We start from the raw sequence: 26,617 nt of genomic DNA on the forward strand, positions 1-26,617 counted from the left end.
CCTCCTTGATGTATTGGGTTAAAACCCTTCGACAAATCCATCATACCGAGGCGCTCCTTTTTTGACAAAGCCCAAATCTTAGGCCTTACAGGAATGTTTGGCTTAACGCCATCGCCAGTCTACAACTTTTTTTACGTCTAACGCTTTTTCGCGAATCGAATGATTTCCAATGCTAATGCGAAATTAAAACAAAAACAAGCCCAAGTAATGCTTTCCCTCGGGCTTATTCACCAATGTCTCATAGTACATCTTGAAATCTGATCCAATCCCAGTCCTCTCCCCCGTTGAACAGATCAAGGGTGTCCAAACGAAATTCTCCATGCTTGCTGCGCGTCACTACACCCGAAACAGTTCGGAACTGGTTTTGTCATATATCGTGAGTTGTACAGTTCTTTTGTATATGGGATTGGCTAAGTGTAGCAGAAATGAAATGAATTTCATGCTTATCGAGTACTTGTCGCTGAATGTATTGCTTTTCTTCAGGCAACTGATTGCGGTCTCTCTATGTTGGGGAAGCATCATCCGATTTGAATCCCATAAACCATTCACTTCTAGTTTTTTGCTCATTTATAATGCCCCCAATTTTCCCCAACCCGTCCGCTGCCAATCCTGATTTGTTACGTCACAATATATTGCCTTTCTTGATTGATTCTCGAATGTAAAGCTAGCTACGCTTATCTGCCCTTAGCTTAATAGCGATCCAGTAGTAATACTATCTTTTCACTAACAAGAGGCTAACTAATTCTCCAGTTTTCTAAGTTCTAACTTTAGTTTCATAATCTCCATTATTTCATTTTGATGATGGGTTGCTATTTCCCTACTCTATCTCACTAAGATTCCCTTGTAAAAAAAGAGCCCGAACTTTGTTCGGGTCCCAAAAAGTCAAGATATAATACATCTTTCTACTTCACTTCGATTCTGATTTACTGAAAATATACACAATAGTATTTAAAAAAAATACCGCCACAAGGCGATATCTTTACTTGTCTTAATAATTGGAAAACTTCCCGTAATTTTGAATAAAACGGTTTGAAAGCTCCTTCGCTGCTGCGTCATAAGCCTCTTTATCCCGCCATGTGTTGCGAGGTTGCAGAACTTCGCTGGGAACATCTTGGACGAAGTCGGGGCAATGAAGCCCAAATACTGTATCGGAAGTGAAATTCGCTTGCTCGATAGATCCGTCTAAGGCTGCGGAAACCATAGCCCGGGTATAAGACAGGTTCATACGTTTCCCGCCCCCATAAGGACCGCCGGTCCAACCGGTATTGACCAGATATACTTTGACTTGATGCTCCTCGATTTTTTTCCCCAGCATTTCGGAGTAAACAGTTGGATGAAGCGGCAGGAACGGCGCACCGAAGCATGCGGAGAAGGTAGCTTCCGGCTCCGTAACTCCTCTCTCGGTTCCTGCCAGCTTAGAAGTATAGCCTGACAAGAAATGATACATCGCTTGTTCTTTAGTCAGCCTGGAAATCGGGGGCAGCACTCCGAAGGCATCGGCCGTCAAGAAAATAATGACTCCTGGATGTCCGGCCTTACCCGGAATCAACGCATTCGGTATCATCTCGATCGGATAAGCCGCTCTAGTATTTTCGGTAATGCGGATGTCATCATAATCGGCTTCCCCGGTCTTCCGGTCCAATACGACATTTTCTAAGACCGAACCGGAGCGAATGGCTTGCCATATTTGCGGCTCCTTCTCCTCAGAGAGATGGACGCACTTAGCATAACAGCCGCCCTCAAAGTTAAATACGCCTTCATCCGACCAGCCGTGCTCATCATCACCTATCAACCGGCGGTTCGGATCGGCGGAAAGCGTCGTTTTTCCCGTACCGGATAGTCCAAAAAATAAGGCAACGTCATCCTTTTCACCCATATTTGCCGAGCAGTGCATAGGAACGACACCTTTGAAAGGAAGCAAATAATTCAATACGCTGAAAATCGATTTTTCATCTCTCCCGCATACTCGGTGCCGCCGATTAATACCAGCTTTTTTTCAAAGGACAAGCAGATGAACGTTTCGGAACGGGTTCCGTCAACAGCCGGATCGGCCTTTAAGCCGGGAAGCGCGATTACCGTAAACTCCGCTTTATGCGTCAGCAGTTGCTCCTTCGAAGGGCGGATAAAAAGCTGATGGACAAACAAATTATGCCATGCATACTCATTCACAATGCGGATAGGCAGCTGGATCTTTATATCCGCTCCGGCATATCCATCAAAAATGAACAGTTCTTTTTCCTCCATATAGTCCAGCGCTTTTTTGAATAATTGATCGAATTGAGCTTCGGTAATTGGCTGGTTGACAGGCCCCCAATCGATTTGAGACCTCACGGACGGGTCGTTGACAATAAATTTATCTTTAGGGGAACGGCCGGTGTATTTGCCTGTGAGTACCTGCAGCGCTTCTGTGGATGCAAGCTTCCCTTCGTTTCGTTCCAGAGCGATCTTTATTAGTTCAGTTACAGGCAAATTATGGTGTATAGTCATTACTTCGACGGCTCCACCTTAACATTCATCTTCTCTTCACCCCTTCTTTTCAATCATTATCCGGATTTTCCGTTATGGCCCTTTTTGCCAAGCATTCTTGAGCCTGGCAGTCCGAATAGTAAGTTGTTACCTTTTCCGCATCGAACGTTGCGATCTCATTCTGACAATGCTTACATAAGATGCGATTACCGCTGATTTAGAACAACCGATGTAATCTGAGGATACTAAAGGCTCGTCCGTATAGCCCATGTAAGGAGATAAATTTTGTTCGGATGCCGTTTTAAAAATCCTTTTGACCTGCTCGGAAGTGTAGGAATGAACGGTTGTCATCCAACCTGCCTGAGCCTCGAATGCTTGATCCAAAATTCCTTTCGGAGACAATATTTATGACATTTTCATTGATTATTAATTTGCCTTCGGAGACGGAGATGTTGGCGTCCCACCCCCGATGAACAGTGTCATATTTCAGGAGGTGAGTCCAAACGACCCATTCCACTGATCCCTACACCAACACCCAATATAAATCACTCCTTTACGCGTTTAATAGTGTGTATCATTCGGTATTTAGTGTATCCTATTCAGGAATTGATGTACACAATAATATAAAAATTAGGCTAACAACAAAGTTTTATCAGTGTTTCAAATTATTTATGACATACTATTTAACTAAAATAACCCCGCCGAGAATATTCGATCAGGTTATTTTAGTTAAATGCTTGCTTGTTTGTTCGTCATTATATTTTCGGATAATTTGCCTCGAATGACCATTGGCAATACTCCACCGTGGCGATAATAGTCGATCTCCACTTCGCTATCAAATCGGACAACCGCTTCAAATTGTTTATGGTTCCCATTCTCATCCACCGCGGTCACTTTTACCGTTTGACGCGGTTGAATATTCTCATCGATATCAACCTCATAAGACTCTCTGCCTGTTAAATCTAACGTATCCGCATTATCGCCCTCTTTGAATTGCAGCGGAAGAACTCCCATTAATGCAAGATTGCTTCGATGAATACGCTCAAAGCTTTCTGTCAATACCGCCTTGACACCAAGAAGCTGCGTCGCTTTTGCCGCCCAGTCCCGTGAGCTTCCCATGCCATAATCGATTCCAGCTATAAGGATAAGTCCGATACCGTCTTTCTTGTATTCCATACCTGCATCATAAATGGACATGACTTCTCCAGTTGGGAAATACGTCGTGACGCCGCCTTCCGTTCCCGGAGCAACTTGGTTTCTGAGCCGGATGTTGGCGAAACCGCCGCGCATCATAACATGATGATTACCTCGACGGGCTCCAAATGAACTCAAATCGTCCAATTCAACACCTTGCTCCAGCAAATATTTTCCAGCGACGCTGTTTTTCGGAATCGTCCCGCCTGCTGGTGAAATGTGGTCCGTTGTTATGGAGTCGCCCAACTTAGCAAGCACTCGAAGACTATGTAACGGGAGAATTTTCTGAGGCTCACGGGCCATATTTTCGAAGAATGGAGGATTTTGAAGAAAAGTCGAATGTTCTTCCCACTCGTAAAGCAATCCTTCACTTGTTTTCAACTTGTTCCAGTTTTCGTTTCCGGTGAAAATATGTTCATTTCGATATTCGAACAGATCCGGTGTCACTGTGTCGGCAAAAACTTTATGTATTTCCTCATTAGAAGGCCACAAGTCTGACAAGTAAACGTCCCTGCCCTTATTATCCTGACCGATGGGTTCAGTCCGCAGATTTATATCAATCGTCCCCGCAATGGCATATGCGACAACGAGGGGCGGGGAAGCAAGGAAGTTCGCTTTGATCAGCGGATGAATGCGGCCTTCAAAGTTGCGGTTTCCGGAAAGAATACCGGATACGATCATATCATTCTCTACAATTGCACTGCTGGTTTCCTCAGGAAGGGGACCGGAGTTGCCGACACAAGTGGTGCAGCCGTAGCCCACAAGATAAAAGCCGAGCTGTTCAAGAAAAGGCAGCAAGCCTGCTTTTCGCAAGTAGTCTGTCACAACTTTGGAACCCGGCGAAAGGCTTGTTTTGACGTAAGGAGGAACGGTCAAGCCTCTCTCTACAGCCTTTTTGGCAAACAGCCCTGCACCGATCATTACATGAGGATTGGACGTATTGGTGCAGCTTGTGATGGCAGCAAGGACGATTGATCCTGTTTTTAATGTTGATATTTTTCCGTTTGGGTGATTAACTTGCACCTCTTTGTTGATTTCATCCTCAGGAAGACCATAACCATGATTACCGACTTCGTGCCTTAACACTTTTTTGAAGGTTTCTTTTACTTCTGAAAAACGGATCAAATCCTGCGGTCGCTTCGGTCCTGCCAAGCACGTTTCTATGACAGAAAGATCAAGGTCAATTACCTCGTTATAAACAGCTTCTTCGGATTCCGATGTCCAGAACAAGCCGTTCGCTTTGCAATACGCTTCAACAAGCTGAACCTGATCTTTCGTTCGCCCGGATAAGCGCAAATAATTAAGCGTCTCCCGATCAACCGGGAAGATGGTAATCGTTGCTCCATTCTCGGGAGACATGTTGGAAACCGTAGCTCTATCGGCAGCAGATACATTGGCGACGCCTCTTCCGAAAAACTCGACGAATTTGCCAACCACCTTTTTCTTCCGAAGAAGATTCGTTACATAAAGCGCCAAATCTGTACCAGTCGTTCCGGCAGGTAACATGCCGCTCAAGCGAATGCCTATAACCTCAGGTGCCGGAAAACAGGATGGTTGACCGAGCATGCCTGCTTCCGCTTCAATTCCTCCGACACCCCAGCCGACCACGCCGATACCATTTATCATCGGAGTATGTGAGTCAGTGCCGAAGCATGTGTCGGGAAATGCCAAGTATCCCCCGTTTCCATCTTCTTCACTTTGAACTACGGACGCAAGGTACTCCAGGTTTGCTTGATGAATAATTGCTGTAGAAGGCGGAACGGCGAGAAACTTATCTATAGAATTAGTAGCCCATTTAAAAAACTTGTATCGCTCACTATTAAGCTCGAAACCACGGTCCACGTTATATTGAAGCGCATCGGGCGTGCCGAATTTATCCACCTGTTCCGCGTGGTCAATAACTAGATCAACCGGAATCTCAGGGTTAATCCGCTCCGGGTCCCCACCCATATCCTTCATTGCTTTTCTTAAAGAGGCAAGATCGACGACAACAGGTACTCCGGTGAAATCCTGCAGTACAATGCGAGCCGGCTTGAAAGGAACATCAACGTTCTCTTTCATCTCGTTTGTGCCCCATTTGCAAAGATTTTCAATGTGCTCTCTTTGGACGGCTTTTCCGTCATACTGGCGCAGAATAGATTCCAACAATATTTTGATCGAATAAGGAAGCTTTGAAATGTTACCCAATCCTGACTCTTCCAATACTTGAAGCCGATAGTACGTATATGTTTTTCCGTTCAATTCAAAGCTTGTGCGGGCATTAAAAATATCATTGCTAATAGTCGCCATTCTGTTGCCTCCCTATCCTATACTGCAGCAGTGTTTTATTCCGGGATAAATAAATCCCCTTTCATGATTCTCCGAGCCGTTCTATCGAGCCCGACCGAGACCACATCTTTACCGTCCTCCGTTAAAGAAACACGAACCTCCGTAACTCCTTCCGGGTGTCCGATTCGTATGATTTGTCCCTGGGAGCCGTCTTTCTTGGCTGCGAAGCGGTTTGGCAAAGTTCCCGGCAATAAAGCAGCTGCAGCAATATTATAAAGTCCGCTGCCCGCATAAGTCCGATGAAATTTCCCCATCGAAATCATCTTAGCCACAATGTCGACTTCTTCCTTCTTGATCAGCTTACCTACTGAAGTGACATAGTCCTGCGGCTCGGTAACAATAGCAATTTTAGGGACTGATCCCGCAATATCCTCCGTAGATTTGGCCATTCCCGAATATATAGCCATCCGGCTGCGAATCGTTTCTATTTCAGACAGCAGAGCCTCGTTCAATGACAGCTCGCTGTTCAGCTCCGTCCCTTTGATTCCTAAATCTTCCGCAGCAACGTAGACGAATGGATTGACAACATCCACGAAAGAAACTTCGTAGGCTCTTGACTCTGTTTCCACGGAATTCTGAACGCCAACCGGAAGTGTCTTCCCCGTCTTACCCCCGCCAGGAGATAGGATATCGACAATAAATTTCGCGCCTGTGCCATAAATCCCGGGCATTGCATAATCGCCGGACACTTTTGCTTTGCCGTTCACAACCGGTACTTTCAAACGGAGTATTTTCTTAATATTCGTGTTAAATACTGTAACATCCACATAATTAGCAGTAATATCCACTTTAACTAACCCCTCATCGATTGCAAAAGCGCCTACTGCTGCCATTAAATTTCCACATGTCCCTTTGTCGTCAACAACTTCTTCTCCGATTCCGATCTGGTAAAAGGTATAATCGACATCGGCGTCATCCAGCGTGGAGGGGGAGATGACACATACTTTACTTGTATGAGAGGTTCCGCTGCCCAATCCGTTAATTTGGGACATGTTATAAGCATCGATTCCGTTAAGAAATATTTTCTTTTGAATATGTAAATCTTCCGGCAAGTTACTTTTTGCGAAAAATAACCCACGGCTCGTACCTCCTCTATAAACTGCGCAAGGAACTAAAAATTGTGACATGTCAAACCGCCTCCTTTTAATATGACCGATCAATATGGCTTCATTCTAAAGCGAATTCATTCAAAAAAATAATACAAATCCTGTATCACCGGCGATCAGAATTTTAAATATCTAAAGGTATCTGTTTTATTTATGACTGTGCATAGTTTTTTTGAATTTCATTTATTTGTATGCCAAGCATATAGTTATGGACAAGGGGGCGATAAGCATGAGCAACATTATTGAGCAGTTTCAAGTGATTCCAACAACTTGTATTTCCGATGCCATGCAGGGACTGAATAATTTGGATCCCCATATTAAGCCGTTAAAGGAAGCATATCAGGTAGCAGGCAGAGCCCTTACCGTAAAAATGCCTGTAGGGGATAACCTGATCGTCCTCAAAGCGATTAGGGAAGCGAAACCTGGAGATATTTTGGTCATAGACGCCAAGGGCGATGATTACCGTGCCGTAGCAGGCGATTTTGTTGTTGGGATGGCGATGTCCTTAGGAATCAAAGGCATTATTGTCGACGGCGTCATACGGGATCTCGTAGGCATCAAGCAGCTCAATTTCCCTGTTTTCTCAAGGGGGACCACGGTTCAATCGGGTGATATCGTTGTAGGAGATGCGGATGGTGTCGTTGTCATACCCCAAGCTATAGAGGAGCAGGTGCTTAGAGATGCACTGAACAAACTGGACAAAGACAACCATCGGGCTGCACAAATTTCCGGTAAACCGGAAATGATCATTCAATATCTGGATGAGATTATTGGAAACGGATAATACAAAAAAAATGGGTTGAGGAATGATCCTCTTCCCCATTTTTATCCCCAGCCATCCTTCACCGCTACAATGGTTTGCTCAAATCCAAACCCTGTACATAATGAACGAAAGCGTTCACTAGATTTAACTCCAACGATTCCTGGTGATAATACATCCACGTTCTTTTTAATATCGGATTCCCGTTTTTATCGGTAATATTTATTTTGTGAATATTCGGCGCTCCCTCAAGAACTAAGCTGGGCATAATGGCGTAGCCTAAACCTTTAAGAACCATCTCTCGGCACGTTTCTACTTTATCCACTTCCATGCCGACAACCGGGGAATAGGCATAGTTTTCTGACCACCAATTATTCACAAGCAATTTAAACAAGTGGTCCGTTTCGTAGTCTATTCGTGATAAGCCTGGAAGATCATCCGCATTTATTTCTTTTCTCGAGGCGATACAAATCGTCTCTTCAAATAAGAGATGCTTCTGTCCCCCCCATTGATAATCACCCCGAACAATACCAATATGAACCTGCTGGTTATAGATCTGATTAAACATGTCTCTGCTCCAGCCTGTAACAACTTTGAATTCCACGTCAGGATAATTGTTTTTAAACAGCTCTAAAATTCCGGGTAGTTTACTCCGCGTAAAATAATTAGAAACACCAAGTCTTAATGTTCCCGCAACCTCACCGCGCATGTTTATTACATGATCTTTAATTTTATTGATGTTTAGGAGCATCTCGTTGGCACATTTAGCTAAATACTCGCCTTCTGGCGTAAATGCAATACCCCTTCTTCTTCGTTGAACGATTTGAACGCCGAATTCCTTTTCAATCTGCTGCAATCGGTTTGTTAGAGCAGGCTGGGAAATAAATAGAATCTGCGCAGTTCTTGTAATATTCTGCTGCTCGTAAAGCACCTTTAGAATGGTCCAATCCCTGTCCTCCATGAAGTCTTCCTCCGATAAAGCTTTTAACTACACACAAACCGGTCGACAAAGAGATGGACAGGCATTTGCTCCAGTTCCTGCTGGTTTAAGCAGAGCTCTTTAATGGCTTGCATTTGCTTCTGTGGAAACCGTGTAGCAAGGTTCGAGACAAACTTCTGTTCCAGCAGCGGAATCCCCTCCGCACGTCTTCTTTTGTGACCGATCGGAAACTCAACTTCCACCCTCTCCGTGCAGCTCCCGTCGTTAAAGAAAATCTGCACCGCATTAGCTATCGAACGCAGGTCAGGTTCGTGGTATTCACGGGTGTAACGGGGATCTTCCTCCGTCATCATTTTATCCCGCAGCGCGTCGATCCGGGGATCGCTTGCAATTGCGTCTTCATAATGATCCGCAGTCAGTTCGCCAAAAATCAAACCTATCGCGACCATATACTGTAAACAGTGATCGCGGTCTGCAGGATTATGCAGCGGCCCTTTTTTATCGATGATGCGAATAGCCGATTCGTGCGTTGTTAACACAATGCGATCGATATCTTCCCACCGCCCCTGTAATTCGGGATGCAGCCTTATGGCACACTCCACGGCGGTTTGCGCATGGAATTCAGCCGGATAGGAAATTTTAAACAGCACGTTCTCCATCACATAGGAGCCGTAAGGCCGTTGAAACTTGAATTCGTTTCCTTTGAATAAGACATCGTAAAAGCCCCATGTTTTTGCGGTAAGCGCAGAAGGATAGCCCATCTCGCCTATTAATGCCATTAAGGAGAGACGAACGGCCCGGCTGGTGGCATCACCTGCAGCCCAAGATTTACGTGATCCTGTGTTAGGCGCATGACGGTATGTGCGAAGCGCCTGCCCATCTACCCATGCGTTTGAAACCGCATTGATCATCTCCTCTTTCGATCCGCCCAACAGCTTCGTAACAACCGCTGTAGAAGCCACCTTTACAAGCAGCACATGGTCCAACCCTACGCGATTAAAGCTGTTTTCAAGCGCAATTACGCCTTGTATCTCATGGGCTTTGATCATCGCGGTCAGCACATCTTTCATCGTCAAAGGCGCTAAACCTTCGGCGGCGTTCCTTCTGCTGATATAGTCGGCCGTGGCGAGAATTCCTCCAAGATTATCGGAAGGATGTCCCCATTCGGCGGCAAGCCATGTATCATTGTAGTCCAGCCAGCGGATCATACAACCGATATTAAACGCCGCCGTCACGGGATCTAATTGATATGGGGTTCCCGGCACCTTTGCCCCGTGAGGAACTACGGTTCCCGGAACAATAGGGCCGAGGTGCTTCGTGCACTCCGGATAGCGCAACGCCAGAAAACCGCAGCCGAGCGCATCGATCATGCTAAAGCGAGCCGTTTGATAGGCTTCCGGGCTCTGAATCTCAACATCGTATACATAATCGGCCAGGTCCAACAATACCTGATCCGGGTTTGGTCTTATATTGCTAATATGGGATGACATAGAAATCCCTCCGATTTGTCTGTATAGTTTTGCTTTTATAAAGGCTATTTTTCAATTTCTTGTTTAAATAACCGGTCAAGCTTTTGTTCGTATTCGTGGTAATTAAGGAAATCGTAAAGCTCCATCCGCGTTTGCATAAGCTCTACCACATTCTTTTGTGTACCCTCACTGCGAATCCCCTGATAAACTTTCAAGGCGGCGGCATTCATAGCGCGAAAGGCGGATAATGGGTACAACACTAGATTGACGCCCGCTTGTTCCAGTTCATTGACAGTAAAGAGGGGGGTTTGTCCGAATTCGGTAATGTTGGCAAGCACCGGCACTCCGACAGCCTTAACGAATATATCGTATTGCTCCAGAGTAAGTACAGCTTCAGGAAAAATCATATCGGCGCGGCTTCCACACACGCACAGGCTCTCTCAATGGCGGCATCCAGACCTTCGACGGCAAGCGCATCCGTCCGCGCCATCACCACAAAATCCGGATCCGTCTTAGCATCTACGGCCGCCTTGATTCGATCCACCATCTCGGAGAGGGTGACAATTGCCTTGTTGGGCCGATGACCGCAGCGTTTGGCCGATACTTGGTCTTCGATATGAATTCCGGCCGCGCCGGCTTGAATCATCAAGCGGACCGTACGTCCGATATTGAAGGCGCCGCCGAAGCCGGTGTCCGCATCGACCAATAGCGGCAATGAGGTTGCGTTCGAGATCCGCCGAACATCCTCGATAACGTCATTTAAAGAAGTTATGCCAAGATCCGGCAGCCCGAACGAAGCATTGGCCACGCCGCCGCCGGATAAATAAATGGCGCGATAACCTACACGCTCCGCCATCATAGCCGTATATGCATTAATAGTTCCAACTACCTGCAGCGGTTTTTCTGCTTTCAAGGCTTCCCATAGCCGAGAGCCGGGCGATATCATGCTGTTCAAAAACGTCACTTCCTTTGGTTAAATTAATTAGTGATCCTTAAAAATCAGAAATTTAGTCAAGTGCAAACGTCGGAGTTTTCGCGCCCATGCTCCCACCTGAATAAACATCCTCCCGAGAATCTAACCATACGGTACCGCTGTTATTTCCAACAATCTTTTTAAACCAATCCTCTTGCGAGAATTGCTCTTTTCTCGATCCATTGTCCATTGAATTTATCAGTTCGCCGTTCGGTTTGATCAAAAGAATCGACTTGACAGCTATGTTGGAGTTGGAGTAAGCGAACATCTTTTCACTGATTTTTTGCTGAAGCTGCACATATTCGTAGCTTCCTTTCTTGGCGTTTTCCATATCCAATAGGACCTTTATTACATCCTCGTCAAGTACGATTTGCGATGACAAACCCGACGGAAATAACAAAAAACAAAATGCTTATTAAAAAAAGGATAAATATCCTGGTACCCATAGTCTTCAACGACTGCATTGGTATGCCTCCTGTAGTTTACCGAACTAAAAGAGGCATCTACAACGCCTCTTTCAGATAAATGGACCGCGTGCTACTTGTATTCTCATCATGTATATAGCACTGAAGCTTCATCGTTCCGGCAGCAAATGGAGGTCTCACTTTGATACTTGAATCACTTATTTATTTTTTCACTTTATCCACGTACTCGTTGGAGAATGTTTTGCCAAGGTCGATTTTGGCGTCCTTAAGTGTCGGAGTATTTACCGTTAAAATTTCCAGCACTTTTTCCGGTCCGCCGGCAGGCATTTTTCCGTCAGGTGTGAACATGGAAAGGCTCGCCTGGAGCGACTTCACATACAAGTCTTTATCGCCTGCATAATATTCCTTCGGCAATTTATCGGCAATTTCTTCCGCTTTATGCGTGCTCATATATCTCAATGTTTTGACAAAAGCATTAGCTAAACGCTGAGCCACTTCCGGATTCTTCTTAACATAATCCGCATTCATGTATAAGCTTGGGGCCGGGTAAGTGCCTCCGAGAGTTTGTTTCGAGCCTTCCTGACTCTCCATGTCCACAAACGATGTAGCAATGCCTCTTTGCTCAAGCACCGCTGTGGTAGGCTGAGTCGCCCATGCTACATCTACCTTCCCTTGTTCCATGGCGGCAACCAATGTTGCGCCGGCGCCTACAGCCAAAGGAACATAATCTTTCGAGGTGTTACCGCCTTTCGTCACTAAATAGTTGACCAAAAAGTGCGATGAAGCTCCTGAGCTGGTAATACCGATATTTTTACCCTTCAAATCGGCTAAGGTTTTGAACTGATCCTTCACTTTGTTCGCAACCATTATTCTGCCTCCGGGGTTCGAAGCCAACAAGACTACAGCTTGAAGCTCTTTACCCTTAGCCTGCATATCGATTGTATGGTCGTAAAAACCGACAACCCCCTGCACTTCACCGGCAATAAGCGCCTGCTCGGCATTGACACCGGAAGCCTGGCTCGTAAGTTCCACTTCGAGTCCTTCCTCTTTGAAATAGCCCAGGTTTTCAGTCAATTTAGCAGGAAGGTAAATAATTTTTTCCAACCCGCCAACCATAATATTGACTTTCGGAAGCTTAACCGGAGCTGGAGTTGGAGTTGGAGTGACGGCCTGCTGATCATTCCCTTTTGGAGCCGGTTGAGAGGCTGGCTTATCCGTAGTGCCGCAGCCTGCCAAAATCAAACCCAATGACATGATTATACTTGCGCCAAACTTTGTGCTTTTACTAAGTTTCATCGATCATTACCCCTTTATATTATGAAATAAATTCGTAAAACCGCAGCTATTGACGAACATGCCTCCACGCGATAAAGCGCGTTTCCAATTTGGTAACTGCCCAGTTAGCGGCCAAAGCCGTAACCGATAAGAGTACCATCCCCGCAAAAACCCCGGTCGTGTTGAAAGCACCTTGGGCTTGCGCAATGAGAAAACCAAGACCTTTGGTAGAACCTATAAATTCCCCTACGACCGCGCCAACCAGCGCAAAGCCGAAGCTGGAATGCAAGCTGGATAAAATCCAGGTTAACGCCGAAGGAATGATGACATGCTGGGCCAGCTGTCTCCTGTTGGCTCCGAGCAAACGGGCGTTGTTGAGCAAATTTTTATCCACTTCACGCACGCCTTGGAAAGCATTGAAAAATACGATGAAAAAGGTAAGCGTTACGCCAAGCGCTATCTTCGATGGCATGCCGAGTCCGAACCAGATAATAAAAATCGGCGCCAGCACAACCCTCGGAAGCGCATTCAACATTTGGATATAAGGTCCGAAAATAACCGAGAGAATATCGTTTCTGCCTAGGGCATATCCGGCAACGACCCCCAAAATGACCCCGATAAAAAAGGCAATGACTGTTTCCTCAAAGGAAACCACGAAATGAACATATAAAGGACCTTGACTCGTACCTTCCATAATCCATTCCATAATTTGTTTAATAACGGAAAACGGACTGGAGAAAAAGAACGGGTCAATAATTTTATTAGCCGACAAGATTTGCCAGGAACCGAATATCGCTATGAAAACAATAATTTGTAATGTCAGATTGCGGGCCTTGATTTTTGCGGCTTTTGCCCTCATTTCCTTTTTCCGTGTTACAATCTCCTCTTGCGTGTTAAGCGTTGTTTGCATTTGCATAGCTGATCATCACCTCATCCCGTAAATCATTCCAAATTTGCTCATGAAGCTCCGCGAACTGCCGTTCAAAACGAATTTCCGCCACATTACGCGGCCTATCCAGATTGATCTTATAATCGCCCTTGATAGTTGCTGCTGGGCCTGCCGTCAGAACAATAACCCGATCACTCAGCGCAATCGCTTCTTCCAGATCGTGCGTGATGAAAAACACGGATGCGGACGTCTCCTCCCAAATTTTCAGAAGCTCGTTCTCCATTAAATGCCGGGTGTGTACGTCAAGCGCGGAAAATGATTCGTCCATAAGTAAAATTTCCGGTTGGGTGATCAAGCATTGCGCCAAGGCGACACGCTTTCTCATTCCGCCGGAGAGTTGGTGAGGATAATGTCCCTCAAAGCCTTTCAATCCCACCTTTTCGATCCAGTGTCTCGCCTCTTGAAAGGCATCACTTTTGCTCGTGCCCTTTAGTCGTAAACCGAGAGAAACATTGTCAATGACGGTCTTCCATGGGAATGCATTCTCTGTTTGAAAGACGCATGAAGCCCAGGGATTGATCCCCGTCAACTGCTCTCCCTTGATTCGAACTTTCCCCAGTGAAGGCTCCTCAAAACCGGCGATCAGACTTAATGTCGTCGATTTCCCACATCCGGTCGGTCCGACAATGGCACAAAACTCCCCTTTTTCTACTCGAAGATTAATATTGCGCAAAACGGTATGAACCTCGCCCGAAGGCTTTAAAAATTCTTTAGTTACGGCTTGCAGATCAATCATTGGAGAATCTGACAAACGAGTGCTCGGCTGATCCATGCTGGTGTCTCCTTTATAAACGTTTTTGTTAGCGCTTCCACTTTATTCTAAATCAATCCATTGAGTTTGAAATATTTTGCCGATATTATGATTATTCTCGGTAAAATTAATTTTGGCGATATTGTTAACGGGCATAAAGGGAATTACCTCTTTACTCCATAGAACATAAAACATTAAACTATAAAAAAAACCTTTTCATCAAGGGAGCAGCTTTTATGGGCAGATTAAAGAAGATGACACTTCGAAGTAAAATTAACGCGCTGGTCACTTTGAATGTTCTTTTTGTTCTAATCTTGGTTATCTCAGCCATGTTCTATATCATCGTTGACAAACAATTCAGGGAAACAGGCGAGAAAGCGCTGGGGGTAGCCAAAACTGTAGCCGGCCTTCCGCAAAGCGTGGAAGCGTTTGAACAGACCGACCCTTCTTTGACGTTCCAACCGATCTCGATTCAAATCCAAAAAAATTTCGGGGCCGACGCGCTTGTCGTCAGTAATATGGATTTAATCCGTTACAGCCATCCCAACCCGGAGAATATCGGCAAACGTATGGTGGGTGACGATAACGAGGCGGTTTTAAACGGGAAAACAAGCATTACCCAAGCCAAGGGTACTCTTGGTTATTCCGTTCGGGGAAAAGCCCCCATCTTTGACGGCAACCATAAACAAATTGGTGTGGTTTCCGCTGTTTTTTTGGTCGATAACGTTTGGAGCCAATTGTTTATTTTACTGAAAAAAGTAGTCGGGATCGCTGCGGCTGCCCTTCTCTTTGGCCTGTTGGGCGCATACCTGTTGTCCGGTCATATAAAAAAACAAATTTTTAACATGGAGCCGCATGAAATCGCTTTCGTTACGCAAGAGCAAGCGGCAATTCTGGATGCGATTTGCGAGGGGATTATTGCCGTCAACAAAGAAGGGAAAATCGTTACCTGCAACCGGGAAGCCAAAAAAATGCTAGGCATGGAAGATATGGAGCTTATCGGCAAAAGAATTTCTGAAGTTGTTCCTATGACCCGTTTACCTGAGGTGCTTGACAACGGAATTTCGCAGAAGGACCAGCCTACGATCATCGGCAACACGCTAGCCGTCGCTAACCGCGTACCCGTAACACTTTCCGGACGGGTGGTCGGTGCGGTCAGTACCTTCCGCGACAAAATGCAACTCGATCAAATCGACGATCACCTTGCCGGCATCGGTCGTTACGCCGATACATTACGGAGCCAAAGACATGAGTTTATGAACAAGCTGCATTTAATTTCCGGCTTAATCAAAATATCCGAATATGATAAGGCTAAGGCGATTATTCAGCAAATTAACGAAGAATATCAGGAAGCGGTCGAGTTTTATTTAGCCTGTATTCGGGATCCAGCCATTGTGGGAATATTAATCGGTAAAACTCACCGGGCAGGAGAACTTGGCATTCAACTGCATGTCAGTTCGGATTCCTATATACCTGAAAACTGCCCCTATCGGGAAATCGTCCTTACGATTTTAGGGAACACAATTGAGAACGCTTTCGAAGCCTTCCAAATGTCCGCAGTCAAAAAGGACTCCCCTACGGTAACTGTGTTTCTAAAGGAAGAAGATGACGACCTGCTTATCTATGTGAAGGACAACGGACCCGGCATCGATCCCGCAGTTAAAGAATCCCTGTTCAACGATGGGATAACAACCAAAGGAGAAGGCCACGGCTTCGGGCTGGCCTATGTTTCCAGATTAATATACAAAAATGAAGGCTTTATCACATGCGAAAGTTCCCCAGACGGAACGATGATTCGTGTTAGCCTGCCCATTAGGAGGAATCTGTAATGGACCAAACAAAATTGCGCGTGATGGTCGTCGATGATGATTTTATGATCGCCAAAGTTCATGGAAGCTATATCGAGCAGCAAAAAGGCTACGAACTGGTCGGATTAGCCGGCAGCTTTGATCAAACCATAATGAAGGTCCGTGAACTGCAGCCAAACCTGCTTATTCTTGACGTGTATTTGCCCGATCGTTCAGGTATTGATGTATTGAGAACCATCCGATCGGAGAAAATTTCCTGCGACGTGATTCTAATTACCGCCGCCAAGGAAATTGACATTATTGAAGAAGCGTTCCGGCTCGGAATCTTTGACTATTTGATCAAACCTTTTGACCTCGATCTGCTTCAAGACACATTAGAGAAATATAGACAGTTTAAAATCCACCTGCAATCCCCTTCTAAACCAGATCAACAATTTGTCGAAGGGCTGAAAAAATTCAGGTCGGCCAAGCCGATGACGATGCAGCAGCCGCAAAAAGGAATCGATCTCCGTACATTAGAGCGAATCAAACAATATATGATGAAAGACGAGGAGCCCAGCAGCGCCGAGGTCATCGCTCATATGTCCGGAGTCAGCCGTTCGACGGCACGCGCTTACTTGGAATATTTAATGGAACAGGGAATTGCGGACGAGTTCCTGCAATACGGTACGGTTGGACGCCCCCAACGGTTATTCCGCTTAAAAAGATAGCATTAAGAAAAGGACCTAGTGGAAGAATTAATGCGACTCATTTCACTCTAGAAAATCTTTTTTTACCTTCCGATAGTGCAAATAGCTGAATCGTCCCGCTCTACATTAACGTCAGAGAAGCTGCTTCAACACTAGTGCTCATTTTCCCGACTTCATCAAGTTTACTTTCCCATACAAGGAAAAAAGCCCGTCATCACTGAGTTACTTCAGTGCCGGGCTTCAAATTTTGTGACGTTTTATAATATATATCTGTGCGTTTATTTATGATATCTTATGCTATTTGTTGATATAACCCAATGTTAGATGATATAAATGTCTGGAACTAATTTTGTTGATTTTACTGGGTTTGCCGCGGTACGTGATAAAGATGAAAAAAAGAAAGTGTGGAACCACTAAAAATTTCCATATAAAGAATGTTAGAAACCATTTTTCGCCACAGTAGTTCTACACACTTTGTCACAGAAAAATCTTTCCAAAATGCATGAATCACTAAGAGGCCAACATGGGAAAGAAATAGCTCCTTCTCTGGGCATGAACGAAAAGGGGAAAGTCCAGCAACAGATAGCACCAGTTTCACAGTGACGTTATTGCAATAAACCTTGCTCTATGACCTGACAATTCCACCGTAAGTCCTTACCATCTCTTTCAGTTGTTCCGTGTCAAACTCCGCATTTGAAAAGTCGCAGTCAACGATATCTATGCCGGGCGTGATAGGAGACCTCCACATACATTCCTTTCTCTCAATACTCCATATCTGCATGCTTCCATCATAGGAACAAAATACGAATTCTTCGTCCCCAGGCAAATATTGTATCTTAACATTGAATTTGTGACTATACCAGTCCGAGCGGTAGAGGGGTATCTCCTCGATGACAAACTCTTCAAAATTGCCAGTTTCCAAATCCCATTCTCTAATCCTTCCAGAAGACGAGTAACTAAGCATCCTAGATAAACACTGCGTTACCGCAATGCCAAGCATTTCCTCGTTAGTAATGGCTTTTCGAACTCCATGGCTTCCATTCTCGAGACTTATCTCGACTAGAGACCCATCATGTAAGCTTAGTAAGACAAACTTTTCATCTACGTAGAACACACTTGCATTGATCTTCGATGTGGCATGATAAATTGTCCTCTTTTGCCCAGCCAGTAAGTTAATTACAACGAAACTCTCATTCTCTATACAATAGAGGTTATTCTCAGAATACTTGATGGCGCGAAGCCCAGTTTCATTTGAAATCGTCTGAATACGTTGTCCAGTTAATATATCCCATTCTTGAAATTCTAACTCTTTTTTACACATGACGATAAGACGTGATCTATCCTCATCATAAAAACCGACCGAATCCAACTGTTTGTCGACATTGATCCTCTGAACGAGGGCTCCCGTTTTTATGCACCATTCTTCAAGGTAATGACCTATTCTAAAGTCATCATAGCGATTTAGAAACATTCTGCCCTGCATTTGGGAATAGGCTAAGCATTCTATTATGCTGCTAGATGTTATACCTGGGAACTGTTTCATAATGAAATTTCGAGTTTGGGATTCTAAATTCCATATGCTCAAGCTCACATCACTATTGTTAATGTAACAACTTATTCCTTCGTTTCTGCATAGATAGCTGTAACTTTTAGTGAATTTATCTTTATAATAACCCTTAATCGTTTGGATTTCTCCACCTGTGTCCACATCCCACTCCTGTAAAGACAGATCGCTGTTCCCGCTAATAATACGCTTTCCATTCGGCGAATAACCCAAGGTGTACACGCTTTTTGACGAACTCATTTCACTGAATACTCTAAGGCAGTTTCCAGTTGTTAAATCCCATACCCGAACGGTGCCGTCATAAGAGCCACTAATCGCCTTTTTCCCATTGGGAGAGCATCCTACATCACTTACTTTCTCTTCATGCCCTCTTAGGACTCTGAGACATCTCCCGGTCTCTACGTCCCATACTCTTACAGTTCCATCATCGGATCCGCTTAACAAATTATCCCCTATACTTGTAAAACGAACGCATCTTACAGCCCCGTTATGACCTGAGAATGAGAGCAAGCAAGCCCCTGTCCGTATATCCCACACTTTAACGAATCCGTCGTAAGAAGCCGTGGCGACTTTCATCTGATCAGGCGAATAGTCGATCCCTCTAATTCCTTTGGAAGTGCAGCGTATTGACTTAATGCACGTAAAGGTATGAGCATCCCACTCTTTTAATAAATTATCAAATGAGCCGCTAATTACTTTTTTCCCGTCTGCCGAATATTTAACACCGTAGACTGCCGAATCGTGCCCTTGTATCGAGTGCAGGATTTCTCCCGTTCTCAAGTCCCACTCGATCATCAGACCGTTATAAGATCCAGCGAGTACTCTTTTCCCATCAGGCGAATAAGCGACAGAATTCACATACCAGGAATGTCCCAATAATACTCTTATGCACTCACCTGTAGTAAGGTCCCATTCGCGAACGCTTCTATCAGCAGAGCCAGTCAGTACTCTTCGACCATCAGGTGAGTAGGCAATTGAATAAATACTATTCTGATGCCTGTCGTCAAAGAATGTACGCTGACTGATTTTAGAATATCTAAAACTTGCTTTTTGCTTATTCGTTGACAATATAACCCCATTTAAGGAAATATATCTTAAATCCATATGATCAAAGGAAAGGTCTGAAAGATCGACAATTTCATGTTTCCGACGAAAACTACGATAGATCTGGAGCGCATTAAAAATCGTATAGTCTGTAGGAATTCGTGACTTCCCCCCATGAATCCCCACGCACGTTGTACAATAGCCTCCTCTAATAGATCTGTAAGAAAGTTCAATACATAATAATCAATCGGCCTTCGCGCAAATTGGGTAAACTCTGAATCGTTCCGTAAAAGCTCGATATAGTGCACTGCGCTAAAGAAGTCTCGGAACTGCTGGTGCATAAACGATACTTTGTTATCGGCTCTTAAGTGAAATAAATGCAATTCCTGAATAAGTATGCGATACTGCCTTTGCGGATCCTCCCACGGTTTTGACATGCAAGAATATTGGCGCGCTAGAGAACTAATTCTTGAAGGAATTCCTCCGCACCACAGGGCTTGATAATATGTATTTGCTTCATTAATGAGCGCATAGAATCGATCTTCGTCGATAAGATAAAGCGACTCCGCTTCAAACCGAAAGCCAATAAAAGGCGTAACGAATTCCAGTGCATATAAGTAAGCAAGTATCTCCGGTCCGTCAAACTTAATGGACATTACTTTGCCGAATTGGCATTGGAAGTAATTCCAAATCAATGCTCCTGTGTTCACCCTGTCATGGTACCAAAATAAGCCAACCGTAGACTTGAATTGATTGTATTGAGCTTCCGTGTTTGCATATAACGTTAACAGCATAGGAATTTCTAATAGGTTCATTAAAGTTTTGTTTTCGGAAGGAATCTCAAGTCCCAATGATATTAAGTAATTACTAATCTGACGTTGATCCAAACTCTCCAAACGCAAGTGTTCTAATTGAGATAACCAGCCGTAATGATATTTAAAGTTGGTTCTCGAGGTTACAATCAGCTGTACTCCTGATTTTTTGGTCCACTGATCAATTTCTTGCACTACCATTTTCTTGCTATCTTCAGGCAATTCATTCATGCCATCTAAAAAGAGAAGAAGTGAAGGTTTTCCGTCCCTCGAATGTTGCTGCCCAATTCTGAAGAATAGATCCGCTTGTTCCTGATCACCTTGCCAGATGTATTCCACCAAATAATTTTTTATTGGCGCGTTCGTTCCCGTCTCAAGTGATACCATTGGAATATAAGCAGCGAAGATATTCTGCTCCAAAACATAATCGCACGTCGACAATAGGGATACCGTTTTTCCAGTGCCACCTTCACCAGTAATCAATAAGCTTTTGCATAACGAAACTGATCCCACCCAGGAGTTTCTTAAGTAAGTTAAGAGCGATGCTTCTCCTTCGGCACCGAACGTTTCTCCTTTGTCATTCACCATCTTAGGGAATAACTGGTCGTTTAAGGAATCCAAGTAATAAGTGCCTGCTTGTTGCTTCGCCTTACCTTGGTACTCTTTGAAAAGTCGACGATTTTTAATATAACTTGCATCTAGATCTTCATTTTGCCACGGGAGCTTAATTCCGTATAATTCGAATGCGGCACGAATACACCAATCGTAGGTAAGTACGTTTGTGATATAATACGACTTTTCTTGGCTAGGCACATTTTTTTGCATACCAAGGAAATAGAAACGTCCGTTTCTATGTGTATACATAGGACAACCCGACATACCTACAATGGCTTCGTATAAATAGGTGTCAGGTTCCGAAGGCTCACTCAGTTTTACCATCCATTTTGACTTTTTCTCGTCGTTATACCCTTGTATCTTTCCTTCTAACGGAAGAAACGGTAAATCCAATGCTTCTATGGCCTTTGGATACCCCGCAAAGAGAACCTCAGAATACAATAAGTTTCCGTCACCATTAGGAATTACCATATTATCGTCTGGTTGCAACCAAGTAAGTTTCTTTACAAAGATGAATGCTATGTCGTACTGGTCCCTACTACTTCGCTCGTACAACAACCTTGTAATTGTAAACAGGTCTGTTCGACCTGACCATGCTTCCAAACCTATGTTGTTCATATCGCCGGAAAACCCATCGAATAAATGGAATACTGTGATAACAAGATCTTCTTCCGTATTATCAGGTAAGGAGATTAGCATGCCCGTAGCTTGTCCGTTTGGGATTTTTATTTTTACAATAAGCTTCGTAATATCAGGGAACATAAATACTCCTTTGAACGATGCATTGTCGCTTATACGGACTCAGAGGCTCGTTCCTAAATAATTCCTCGATTCTTCCTTCGTAATTAAAATAAAATACGGAGTTTCTGTTGTATTGCCAGATACGTGCTAATGTTTTCTTATCCGGATGATTGTATCTAGTCCCATCCGTTGATATAAGGAAATTGGAACAATCCACAAGCTCAAGGAACTCGTTGGATAAATTACCGACGCTGCCGTGGTGTGATAACTTTGTGTAATTTGCCATTAATTTATTGTCTCTTGTAAATCCCATGCTAATTAGTTTATCGCATACAATCTCATAATCGCCGTCGCCTAACATTATCAATGCACTCTCGGTAGAATTTTCTTTAATGATAGCTGCAATGCTAACGCGATTATATGCGCTAAGCTTGTGTATTTCCGTGTTTAACATTAAAGTCTCTATCTCGCTATCATAATCACTTTCTCTCTTCCCTCTTGTTTCGGCATCTTTATCCACTCTCTTCTGCATGTCTCGCAGATATTGATCATGAAATGCCTCCAAAGTCGATTCGGTTGGAGCTAAGTAGGTTATGGAAATTCCGTTCTCCTGAATATCTCCATTCCCGTCGTTTAACACAACCTTATCTTCTAGCAATTCCAAATCGAACAACAGTTCTTGAATTTCTTTTGCCGATGCCGCACTAGTGTCGGTAGATAGATCCCTCGTTTTCTTTACTAATGGGTAGGTCGGGCGTTGTAGATGCTTTGCAATCTCGTGTGGGGAGTTATAAATCACTTTCTTTATTCTAGACCTCTTAGTCGGGCACTTTAGTAATTTATTGAACAATCGAGAAAACCCTTTAATATGGTCTTCATCGCTATGAGTAATGATTATTAAATCCAGAATATTTTCTTCCAAAAACTTATCGATTATTTTCTCATTGTGGACCGAATATGAAATGGCAGTTCCACTGTCCACTAGAATATTATATGGGGTGTCATCGTCTGTTTTTAATTTGATCAAGAAGCAGTCTCCATGCCCCGCTTTCAACATTTGTATTTCCACTCTATCGCTTCCTCCAAGTTGTCGGAGCTACCCACTATTCGCCCCTCAAATTCATTCCAAAAAAATGTTTATTGGTCCCCGATAACATTCGAAAAAAAGTCTCTGGAACTATCTCGAATAGCTTCAATTAAAATCCCCCCTCCCAAAGACCCACTTCTTTTTATTAACATTATTCGACGAAATAAATAATTATCCCTCTCTATTTACCATGTTATTCACTGTTTAATTTAAATATTAGATCTTACTAACTAATAGAAAAAGAGTTCCAAAGGAACTCCCATAACATTTACTACTTTTCTACTATAGAATGGTGTATACAAACATTCCCAGCTAAAGTATTCTTAAAATGATGCTCGTCTTGTTAGTGCCATCATTTAACTAGAACCTCATATATTAATTTATTAATAATCGCTGATGATTTCCCGGCCGATTGAGGAGGACCTACATGTATATAGAACAGATAAAGATTAAAGGTTTGAAGAAGTTTAAAGATTTTAATATTGCCTTCAATAAAAATATTAATGTGCTGATTGGTGAAAATGAAGCTGGCAAAAGTACCATATTAGAGGCTATTGATATCGTACTTAATCAAAAAGTCTTTAATTCTACAAATAACTCAGAAAAATATTTCAACAATGATATTATTAATCAATATAAATCTAATCCTTCTATAGATACTCTCCCTAGAATTGAAATCGAGTTATTTTTTAATGATGAAGAAGAATTGAATTCTGAGTATTTTAACGGACTCCATTCATCATTTGCTCCTAAACTAAAGAACGGTATTACTTTCACGTACAAATTCGATGAGAGTTATCGTGAACTTCTCGAAAATATGTATGACGGGAGTTATGATGAAAACTTTATCCCAACAGATTACTACATAGCAGAATGGGTTACTTTTGCTGGAAGAAAATACATTAACAAAAAATCCCCTATAAAAAACGTATTGATTGATAATTCAATTAGAAAAAATAATCTCTTTGATTCTTATTCAAAAAGAATTTTTAATAACAATATTAAAGTAACAGATAGACAAAATCTTTCGTATCAATTCAGAAAGAAAATTCAAAACTTTGTAAATGAAAATACCCAACAACTTAATATAAAAGAATACAATTTTGGAATTGATGAAGACAAAACTGTATTAGAAAATTTACTCGATCTAAAGAGTGATGGGGTCTCAATTCAAAACAAAGGAAAAGGGAAGGAAAATTTAATTAAAACTGAAATTGCCTTAGAGGTCGAGTGTGATCTAATTTTATTAGAAGAGCCCGAAAACCATTTGAGCTATATCAATACCAGGAAGCTAATTAATGATATTCAAACTATGTGCCGCGATGCTCAAATGATTATTACTACGCATAATCCATTGATCGTCAGCAGATTAAATTTGCAAAATACAATATGGATTAATAAAGAAAAAAGTCATTCTCTAAATAAAGTTGATGAGGTTGCCGCGGATTACTTTATGAAAACAGATAATTTGCAGTTATTAAATTTTATATTAGCTCAAAAGGTAATTCTTGTAGAGGGAAATAGCGAATATATTCTATTACCACAACTTGTAAAGAATTCTCTATCGTATACATTAGAAGAAAAGAATGTTGAGATTTTATCTGGTGGAGGTATTACTTATAAACATTATATTGAACTATCAAAAGTAGTTAATAACTCTTTATTAGTTATAACCGATAATGATGGAGATCAGGAAACTGTTGATTCTATTCGTGAGTTAAACAAGAAAAATACTAATATTCAAATTCAATGTTCAGTTTCTGTTAATGAGTTTACATTTGAAGTTTGTCTTTTTAATAAGAATGCGTCAAAACTTAGTAATATTTCGGATGTTAAACCAGGTACAAAAGCTGAATATCGTGACGCACCTACAGATAAAAATTTAGCCTATATGCTTAAAAATAAAACTGAAGCTGCTTTAAGGATATCCGAAGAAGATGTTTATAAAGAGGTCGTTGTATTACCGGAGTACATCCAGGAGGGGATTGAATGGCTCGTTCAACAATAATGCTTGCAGCAGCCGGTTCAGGAAAAACGTATTATATTGCGAAGCATTTAAATCCAACTTCAAAAAATCTAATCATTACATATACTAAACAGAATGTAACGAATCTCAAGAGAGAGATAAAAATTATACATGGAGAACTACCTAAAAACACACAAGTTTTAACGTTTACTAGTTTTGTATATAGATGGCTTTTGAAACCCTTCGAGCCGATCTTAGCCATTGGAGATAGAACGTCTATAATAACTGCTGGAGTGGAAATAAATAAAGAACCCGAGCCTCAAAGAATTAATGGAAAGCCAAATTATAAATATCGTAAACAAGATGACTATAGACACTATCTAAATAATCAGAAATATTATTCATCAAGAATCTCCAATTTAGTTTTAGCTCAATCGAAGGAAGTAAAAAAAGTAATAATTCAACGTTTACTTAAATTTTGTGATCAACTTTATTTTGATGAACTACAGGATTTTATGGGTAAAGATTTTGATTTATTATCAATGCTTATAAAAGAAAAAAATGTAAAAGTCTTTGCTGTAGGGGACTTTCACCAACATTCAGTTAGTAAGTCTAATTTTACAGCCAGTAAACCATTTACAAAAGGGAAAGACTATATTTCAAAAGATGAATACAAATTACTATTTAAAGGAACACATATAGATGAAAACACTCTAATAAAAAGCAGACGTGTTCCAAGAGAGATATGTGATTTCATTAGTACTAAACTAGGTATCCATATACAATCATCAAGCATAGTTAAAGGGCACTTTGAGTTATTAGAAGAAAATTCTAGAATAATCGAGGTTATAGAAGATATCAATGTAATAAAGTTGTTCTTTAGAGATAGTCGTAAGTATAACTGCTTGCCAACTATAAACTGGGGCTATTCTAAAGGTGATACCTACAAAAAAACTTGTATTATACTAACCAAGACGTTTGAATCATTATTTGAAGAAGATTTCTCTTGTGCTCATTTAACACCTGCTCAAATAAATCCACTCTATGTAGCAATGACTAGAGTTACAAATGAACTTTATTTCATTAAAGAAAAAGACTTTAAGAGTCTCAAAGAAAAGTATACTGTTCTATAAGAATTGGGCAACACTTACGCTTTGCCCGCGAACGCACCGAGGAATCTACTGATGACCGTGTCGATTATCTGAACTCCCGAGCCGAGCGCGGAACCGCAGTAAATCCGTCAACCCGTTCATCCTCAACAATGAGTTGTTCCATTCTGTTGTGGAAGAATGATTGATCAGATCGTCCAAGTTGACTGTTACGTTAATCTTGCATCGACCTGCACAGAAGTAATTACAGGCCCACTTTCAATAGGTATTTGAAGCTTCATGAGCTCGAGGGGTTTGCTTTTATTGTTGGTAAATATTTTATCTAATATTCCGTTGGTATTGCCAACTGCTGTGTTTTTAAGTTCGTTACCTTACTTCTTCTCTTTAAGGAAAGATGCCGGCCATAAATAGCTTTGCGTTGATACACTACCTTCACTTCGCGGTCCACTCCATTCACTGAAGGAGCAATTAACTTAACCTTGTTAGTATTTAAGTTCTTCACAATTTCTGAACTTTTGTTAGGATTGCCCCCAATCGCTCATTTCT

Annotated in this window: 20 protein-coding genes and 1 pseudogene; 5 read left to right on the forward strand and 16 right to left on the reverse strand. The window is 42.5% G+C overall.

Annotated elements, in window-relative coordinates; genetic code table 11:
* Positions 1 to 988: 988 nt before the first annotated feature.
* The 5 genes and pseudogenes from pckA to FU659_RS20045 all read right to left on the reverse strand — a co-directional run bounded on the left by pckA (position 989) and on the right by FU659_RS20045 (position 7,115).
* Positions 989 to 2,487, reverse strand: a pseudogene (gene pckA / locus FU659_RS20020) (phosphoenolpyruvate carboxykinase (ATP)).
* Positions 2,488 to 2,536: 49 nt separating this feature from the next.
* Complete coding sequence (locus FU659_RS20025; protein WP_315971340.1) at positions 2,537 to 2,683, reverse strand: GapA-binding peptide SR1P; 147 nt, start codon at positions 2,681 to 2,683, stop codon at positions 2,537 to 2,539.
* Positions 2,614 to 2,817, reverse strand: coding sequence for a glyceraldehyde-3-phosphate dehydrogenase (locus tag FU659_RS38375; protein ID WP_147949198.1), 204 nt, complete (start codon positions 2,815 to 2,817; stop codon positions 2,614 to 2,616). Before FU659_RS38375 ends, FU659_RS20025 begins: the two co-directional genes overlap by 70 nt.
* 378 nt (positions 2,818 to 3,195) lie before the next feature.
* Positions 3,196 to 5,949, reverse strand: a complete 2,754-nt coding sequence (gene acnA, locus FU659_RS20040) for an aconitate hydratase AcnA (RefSeq protein ID WP_147949200.1) — start codon at positions 5,947 to 5,949, stop codon at positions 3,196 to 3,198.
* Between the two features lie 35 nt (positions 5,950 to 5,984).
* Entirely contained in the window at positions 5,985 to 7,115 is a 1,131-nt protein-coding gene (locus tag FU659_RS20045) for a PrpF domain-containing protein (RefSeq protein WP_147949201.1), read from the reverse strand.
* Between the two features lie 208 nt (positions 7,116 to 7,323).
* On the opposite strand from FU659_RS20045, the gene FU659_RS20050 reads away from it, so the two are divergent.
* Positions 7,324 to 7,878, forward strand: coding sequence for an RraA family protein (locus FU659_RS20050; RefSeq protein WP_147949202.1), 555 nt, complete (start codon positions 7,324 to 7,326; stop codon positions 7,876 to 7,878).
* A gap of 64 nt (positions 7,879 to 7,942) precedes the next feature.
* On the opposite strand, the gene FU659_RS20055 is transcribed toward FU659_RS20050, so the two are convergent.
* The 8 genes from FU659_RS20055 to FU659_RS20085 form a co-directional block, all read right to left on the reverse strand.
* Positions 7,943 to 8,815 (reverse strand): LysR family transcriptional regulator, encoded by an 873-nt coding sequence (locus FU659_RS20055; protein WP_147949203.1) that lies wholly within the window; start codon positions 8,813 to 8,815, stop codon positions 7,943 to 7,945.
* Between the two features lie 23 nt (positions 8,816 to 8,838).
* Entirely contained in the window at positions 8,839 to 10,284 is a 1,446-nt protein-coding gene (locus FU659_RS20060; protein WP_147949204.1) for a bifunctional 2-methylcitrate dehydratase/aconitate hydratase, read from the reverse strand.
* Between the two features lie 44 nt (positions 10,285 to 10,328).
* On the reverse strand, positions 10,329 to 10,670 hold the full coding sequence (locus FU659_RS37395; RefSeq protein WP_261807939.1) for a beta/alpha barrel domain-containing protein: 342 nt from the start codon (positions 10,668 to 10,670) through the stop codon (positions 10,329 to 10,331).
* A complete protein-coding gene (locus FU659_RS37400) occupies positions 10,667 to 11,209 on the reverse strand; it encodes an isocitrate lyase/phosphoenolpyruvate mutase family protein (RefSeq protein WP_261807946.1) in 543 nt (180 codons plus the stop codon). Before FU659_RS37400 ends, FU659_RS37395 begins: the two co-directional genes overlap by 4 nt.
* Positions 11,210 to 11,270: 61 nt before the next feature.
* Positions 11,271 to 11,567, reverse strand: coding sequence for a cache domain-containing protein (locus tag FU659_RS20070; protein ID WP_187274282.1), 297 nt, complete (start codon positions 11,565 to 11,567; stop codon positions 11,271 to 11,273).
* Positions 11,568 to 11,862: 295 nt separating this feature from the next.
* Positions 11,863 to 12,957 (reverse strand): ABC transporter substrate-binding protein, encoded by a 1,095-nt coding sequence (locus FU659_RS20075; RefSeq protein ID WP_147949206.1) that lies wholly within the window; start codon positions 12,955 to 12,957, stop codon positions 11,863 to 11,865.
* A 46-nt stretch (positions 12,958 to 13,003) separates the two neighbouring features.
* The gene (locus tag FU659_RS20080; protein WP_147949207.1) at positions 13,004 to 13,852 is read right to left on the reverse strand and encodes an ABC transporter permease; all 849 of its coding nucleotides are present in this window, start codon (positions 13,850 to 13,852) and stop codon (positions 13,004 to 13,006) included.
* Positions 13,830 to 14,657 carry an ABC transporter ATP-binding protein gene (locus FU659_RS20085; protein ID WP_147949208.1) on the reverse strand — a complete coding sequence of 276 codons (828 nt, stop codon included), beginning with the start codon at positions 14,655 to 14,657 and terminating at the stop codon, positions 13,830 to 13,832. The genes FU659_RS20080 and FU659_RS20085 overlap by 23 nt, the downstream gene beginning before the upstream one ends.
* A gap of 215 nt (positions 14,658 to 14,872) precedes the next feature.
* On the opposite strand from FU659_RS20085, the gene FU659_RS20090 reads away from it, so the two are divergent.
* The gene (locus FU659_RS20090) at positions 14,873 to 16,465 is read left to right on the forward strand and encodes an ATP-binding protein (RefSeq protein ID WP_147949209.1); all 1,593 of its coding nucleotides are present in this window, start codon (positions 14,873 to 14,875) and stop codon (positions 16,463 to 16,465) included.
* Positions 16,465 to 17,154, forward strand: a complete 690-nt coding sequence (locus tag FU659_RS20095) for a response regulator (protein ID WP_147949210.1) — start codon at positions 16,465 to 16,467, stop codon at positions 17,152 to 17,154. Before FU659_RS20090 ends, FU659_RS20095 begins: the two co-directional genes overlap by 1 nt.
* Before the next feature lie 604 nt (positions 17,155 to 17,758).
* On the opposite strand, the gene FU659_RS20100 is transcribed toward FU659_RS20095, so the two are convergent.
* Genes FU659_RS20100 through FU659_RS20110 form a run of 3 tightly spaced genes read right to left on the reverse strand, consistent with a single transcriptional unit; the run spans position 17,759 to position 22,936 of the window.
* Positions 17,759 to 19,801: a WD40 repeat domain-containing protein gene (locus FU659_RS20100; RefSeq protein ID WP_147949211.1), complete on the reverse strand. Its 2,043-nt coding sequence runs from the start codon at positions 19,799 to 19,801 to the stop codon at positions 17,759 to 17,761.
* Positions 19,792 to 21,930 carry an NACHT domain-containing protein gene (locus tag FU659_RS20105; protein WP_147949212.1) on the reverse strand — a complete coding sequence of 713 codons (2,139 nt, stop codon included), beginning with the start codon at positions 21,928 to 21,930 and terminating at the stop codon, positions 19,792 to 19,794. Before FU659_RS20105 ends, FU659_RS20100 begins: the two co-directional genes overlap by 10 nt.
* Positions 21,920 to 22,936 (reverse strand): ComEC/Rec2 family competence protein, encoded by a 1,017-nt coding sequence (locus FU659_RS20110; protein ID WP_147949213.1) that lies wholly within the window; start codon positions 22,934 to 22,936, stop codon positions 21,920 to 21,922. The genes FU659_RS20105 and FU659_RS20110 overlap by 11 nt, the downstream gene beginning before the upstream one ends.
* Before the next feature lie 487 nt (positions 22,937 to 23,423).
* Here FU659_RS20110 and FU659_RS20115 point away from each other — a divergent pair, with 487 nt between their 5' ends.
* Entirely contained in the window at positions 23,424 to 25,004 is a 1,581-nt protein-coding gene (locus FU659_RS20115; RefSeq protein WP_147949214.1) for an ATP-dependent nuclease, read from the forward strand.
* Positions 24,986 to 26,095 (forward strand): DEAD/DEAH box helicase family protein, encoded by a 1,110-nt coding sequence (locus FU659_RS20120; RefSeq protein ID WP_147949215.1) that lies wholly within the window; start codon positions 24,986 to 24,988, stop codon positions 26,093 to 26,095. The genes FU659_RS20115 and FU659_RS20120 overlap by 19 nt, the downstream gene beginning before the upstream one ends.
* Positions 26,096 to 26,617: the final 522 nt, after the last annotated feature.

Source organism: Paenibacillus sp. N3.4 (assembly GCF_008017805.1).
Taxonomy (GTDB): domain Bacteria; phylum Bacillota; class Bacilli; order Paenibacillales; family NBRC-103111; genus Paenibacillus_E.